This is a genomic window from Acutalibacter sp., assembly GCF_056800975.1.
Window position 1 is genome coordinate 1 of sequence record NZ_JBQISV010000141.1, and the last position, 3,957, is coordinate 3,957.

A 3,957-nucleotide genomic window follows, 5' to 3' on the forward strand; every position below is an offset into this window, starting at 1 on the left:
ACCTTTACCTTCTCGCCCACCGTCTCCTTCATCAGCCGCACATCCTCTACCGTGGCCCCGCCGGTGCCAAAGCCCGTAGAGGTCTTGATAAAGTCCGGCCCCACCTCTTTTGCTATCAGCGCGGCGGCCTTGATCTCCTCTTTGGTCAGGTAGCAGTTCTCAAAAATCACCTTGCTTAGCACCCCGTGCTTTCGGCACACGGCCACCATGCGCTCCATCTCATCCTGGATGTACGCCAGGTTCCCCTGCTTCAGCTGGCCCACATTCAGCACGTAGTCAATCTCGTCCGCGCCGTTCTCCATGGCGTTCTCAGTCTCGAACAGCTTGGTCTCAATGGTGGTCTGCCCCAGAGGGAAGGAGATGGCCGCCCCCACATGGACCCCGCTGCCCGCCAGCAGCTTTTTGCACAGGGCCACTGGCGCCGAGTTGATGGCCACCATGGCAAAGTGGTTTTCCGCTGCCTCGGCGCAGAGGATCTCAAAGTCCCTGTCTGTGGCAAAGGCCTTTAGGTTGGTGTGGTCGAACATGCCGGCCAGTTCTTTTGCTGAGATCATTCTCATTCTCCTTTACTCCGCTAGTTTTAGTATGGACATCACGTCCTGGTATTCCATCTTCTTAAAACCGCCAAACGCGCCCCGGTCACAGGCCTTTTTGGCCAGCTGGTCAAAGTCCTGGCTGCCAATACCCGCCTCGCTCAGCCGCACAGGCAGGTCCAGCGAGCGGAAGAAGGCCTCCAGCCGGGCAATGCCCTCTAGGGCGACGGCCTCCTGGCTCTCAAAGGACAGGTCCACGTCCAGCACCCGCACCGCAAACTGCACAAAGCGGCCCAGGTTGATTTTGTACACATATTTCATCCAGGCCGGGAAAATAATGGCCAACCCCGTGCCGTGGGAGATACCGTACTGGGCGGAGAGCTCGTGCTCGATGTTGTGAGAGGCCCAGTCCTGCTGCCGCCCGGTGCCTAGCAGCCCGCAGTGGGCAATGGTGCCGCCCCACATCAGCTCGGACCAAGCGTTTACGTCCAGGGGGGCCTTTTTCACCTGGACCGCCGAGAGCATCACCGAGCGCATGGTGCTTTCGCACAGCCGGTCGATGAGGTCCGTGCCCGGGGTGTTGGTAAAGTAGCGCTCCATCACATGGGCCAGAATATCCGCCGATCCGGCAGATATCTGGTTTTGGGGCACAGTGCGGCACAGCGCCGGGTTCAGGATGGCGAACTGGGGCATCAGCAGGTTGCTGCCGTAGTCCCGCTTAAAGTTGCCGTCCTCGTTGGTAATCACGCTGCCTCCCCCGGTCTCGCTGCCCGCCGCCGGAATGGTAAGTACCACGCCGATGGGCAGCGAACGCTCCGCCTCCGCCCGGCGAAGGTAGAAGTCCCACACGTCCCCGTCATAGAACATGCCCGCCGAAATGGCCTTGGCCGAATCGATGACGCTGCCCCCGCCCACGGCCAGGATGTAGTCCACGTTTTCTTCCCGGCACAGGGCAATGCCCTTGCGCGCCAGACTGACCCGGGGGTTTGGCTACACACCCCCCAGCTCCACAAAAGAGAGGCCGGCGTCTTGCAGCGAACGGCACACGTCCTCGTACAGCCCGCTGCGTTTAATGCTTCCGCCGCCATAGTGGAACAGCACCCGCCTGCCGCCCCGGGCCTTTATCTGCTCTCCTACCTCCTGGTGGCGGCCCTGTCCAAAGATGATTTCTGTTGGGTTATAATAATTAAAGTCAATCAAGGCTGGCTTCCTCCCTGTTGTTTGCTCCATGTATTCAAGCTCTTGTAAACCGGGCGCAGGGCCTGGTAGGCCTGGTTGAAAATTTCGTAAAGCGCCTCATAGGCGGCCTGGTTTTCCTCTCGGGGCAGCAGGCGGCTTTCGCCGGGATTGAACTGGTCCATCACGGAATAGTCCGGGAACATCCCCACCCCCACGCCGCAGCACACCGCCGCGCCCAAAGAGGTGGCCTCCTCCAGGTACCGGGGGACCACCAGGGGCTTTTGCCAAATATCCGCCAAAATCTGGGCCCATACCTTCCCCTTGGCCCCGCCGCCGATGAGGGCCACTTCCTCAATAGACGGGACCTCTTCCGAGCGGTCAAAAATATTCAGAATGACCTTCAGGTTATACCCCACGCCCTCCAGCACCGCCCGGGCGGCCTCTGCCCGGCCGTTCCCGGCCCGGAAGCCCAGAAAGGTTCCGCTGGCGTCAAAGTCCCACCGGGGAGAGCGCTCGCCCAGCAGATAGGGCAAGTACAGCATGCCCCCAGCCCCGGGGGCCACGGACTCTACCATCTGGTCAATCAGCTGGTAAGCGCTGCCGCCGGACTCTTTGGCTTTTCGCAGCTCCTCCCCACAGAAGGCATTGCGGAACCATTGCAGCGAGAGGCCCGCCGCCTGCATGGTGCCGCAGGGGGTGTACAGGGCGGGGTCCAGGTGCACCCAGTTAAAGGTGCGCATGTCCGGGTCGAACACAGGCGCGGCCCCGGCCATAGAGATCCAGGAGGAGGAGCCCAACACGCAGTAGGTGCGGCCCTCCTTTACCACCCCCGCGCCCACGCAGGCACAAGAGCCGTCGCCGCCCCCCAGCACCACCGGCAGGCCCTCTGGCAGGCCGGTCTGCCGGGCGGCCTCTGGGGTGACGCGGCCTACCACGTCCGCCGAGGCGTGCAGCTCCGGCAGCAGGTCCCGCCGCAGGCCAAAGGCCTCCGCCAGCTCCCCCGACCACTGCTTTTTCTTCAAGTCAAAGAGGTTGGTGCCTGAGGCGTCGCTATAATCCGTAACAAACTTGCCTGTCAGCCTTTGGACCATGTAGTCCTTGGCGTTCAGCATCTTGTATGCTTTCCCATAGATTTCCGGTTGATGGTTCTTTACCCAGAGGAGCTTTGCCGCCCCATAAGAGGCGCTAAGCCGGTGGCCTGTGATGCGGTAGCCCCGCTGGGCCCCGGCGGCCGCCTGCATGGCGCGCTCTTCTTCAGTGGCCCGGGTGTCCGCCCAAATCAGCGCCCGACGCAGGGCCGCGCCCTCCTGGTCCACTAGGACGCAGCCCATCATCTGCCCGCTAAAGCTGACCCCGGCCAGGTCCCGGGGGGCCACGCCGGCCTGGTCCAGCAGGGCCCAGGTGGCGGTACAAACGGCGTTCCACCAGTCCTCAGGCTCCTGCTCGGCCCAGCCGGTATGGGGGTAATACGTGGGGTATTCCGCCAGACAAGAGGCGCAAAGCCGCCCCTGCCGGTCATAGAGGGTGGCCTTGTTGCCGCTGGTGCCCAAGTCGTGTGCCAAAAGATACTCTGCCATAGCCGCCCCCGTCAGTTTTCCGGCTTCAGCTGGGCCAGGGTGGCGGGCATGCTGTGGCCGGTGTTCACCTTGCCCGGACCGGTGACCAGGTCGAAACAGGAGGCAATGATGCGCCCGTCCCAGAAGATGGGCTCGCCGGGCTGGTTCAGCTCGCCGTGCAAGCCGTCGCTGTCCGGGCTCTGGGCAATACGCCGCACCGTGCCGTCAGGCTTAATCATGGCAATGGCGTTTGCGCAGAAGTCCGCTACATACAGGTTGCCCTTGTCATCGAAGGTCATCCCGTCAGTGCTCTCCAGCTGGGACCAGTCCTGGGCAAAGACCTTATTTTCCTTTAAGCTGCCGTCCTCATTGAAAGTCAGCTTATACACCGCGCCGTCGCCGAAGTTGCCCACGTACAGGTTGCCCTCCTTGTCGAACACAATGCCGTCAGCCCCGTACTGGCAGTCGGGGTTTTCTGTGATAAAGGTGGCGAAAATGTGCTTGTCCTCCAGGGTGTTGGTAATGGCGATGTTCTCTTCCTCCAGACCGAAGCGGTACACACAGCTGACCAGCTTGCCAGAGGGGTCCTTGACCGGGTGCAGGTAGCTTTGGGTCACGTACATATAGCCGTCCTTAATGCGGATACCGTTGGGGTGCTCCATGCCGTAGGCCACCACCCGGGTCTCCAA

Annotated in this window: 3 protein-coding genes and 1 pseudogene; all 4 read right to left on the reverse strand. The window is 61.9% G+C overall.

Annotated features, from left to right (window positions below; genetic code table 11):
• The coding region (deoC, locus tag ACTO5E_RS10475) for a deoxyribose-phosphate aldolase (RefSeq protein WP_482303455.1) at positions 1 to 554 on the reverse strand (554 nt) is incomplete at its 3' end.
• A 12-nt stretch (positions 555 to 566) separates the two neighbouring features.
• Positions 567 to 1,763: pseudogene (locus ACTO5E_RS10480) on the reverse strand (iron-containing alcohol dehydrogenase).
• On the reverse strand, positions 1,730 to 3,289 hold the full coding sequence (gene xylB / locus ACTO5E_RS10485) for a xylulokinase (RefSeq protein ID WP_482303457.1): 1,560 nt from the start codon (positions 3,287 to 3,289) through the stop codon (positions 1,730 to 1,732). Before xylB ends, ACTO5E_RS10480 begins: the two are co-directional and overlap by 34 nt.
• A gap of 11 nt (positions 3,290 to 3,300) precedes the next feature.
• On the reverse strand, positions 3,301 to 3,957 hold a 657-nt coding region (locus ACTO5E_RS10490; RefSeq protein WP_482303458.1), incomplete at its 5' end, for an SMP-30/gluconolactonase/LRE family protein.